Origin of the sequence: Arthrobacter sp. ISL-5, assembly GCF_018613835.1 — a bacterium.
Taxonomy (GTDB): domain Bacteria; phylum Actinomycetota; class Actinomycetes; order Actinomycetales; family Micrococcaceae; genus Arthrobacter.
This window is the reverse complement of sequence record NZ_JAGGPM010000042.1, coordinates 59,268-59,847: the sequence shown is the minus strand read 5'-3', so window position 1 is coordinate 59,847 and position 580 is coordinate 59,268. Positions and strand designations below refer to the sequence as shown.

The 580-nt window shown below is 73.4% G+C and carries 1 pseudogene; it reads right to left on the bottom strand.

Features of this window, described 5'->3' with window-relative positions:
* A pseudogene (locus J7I89_RS21220) lies at positions 1–580 on the bottom strand (HNH endonuclease); the annotation flags it as partial.

Sequence of the window (580 nt, the reverse complement as noted above, 5' to 3'; positions counted from 1 at the left end):
GGTGCGGCCGATGTCGAGGATGCGGCCTTCGCTGCCGAGCAGGACGGGGATGATGTCGGCGTCGCAGGCGATTTTGCGGATGGTGGCGGGGGTGACGGGGCCGGTGAAGGTGAACGTTCCGGTGCCGGTCGCGGTGCCGGGAGGCCCGTCCGCGGCGGTGGCCGGGAGGTGGCCTGCCGGGGATGCGGGGTGGCCGGCGGTGAACGCAGGCCCGTCCGCCGGGGACCACGGATGGTTGCCGCGGGTGGGGCTGGGGTTTCCGGTGGTGGTGTGGCGGGGTCCGTTGGTTGCGGTGGTTTCGAGGCGGTTGAGGAGGTCCTGGTAGCTGATGGTGACCATGACCTGGGGTCGGAGGCCGCCGGTGGCGGGCAGGGTTGCGGTGGCGAGGGCGGTTTTGCAGGCGCCGATGAGGCCGTCGAGGAGTTGCTGGGGCCGGGTGCGGCGTTCCAGGGGCGCGTCTGCGGCGGCGGTTTCCGCGGCGGCGCCGAACCCGGGCCCCGGTAGTGCGCCGTCCGCGTTGTCGGTTCCGCTGTCTCCGCCGTCTCCGCCGTCTCCGCTTGTGCCTGCATCGGGGCTGGGT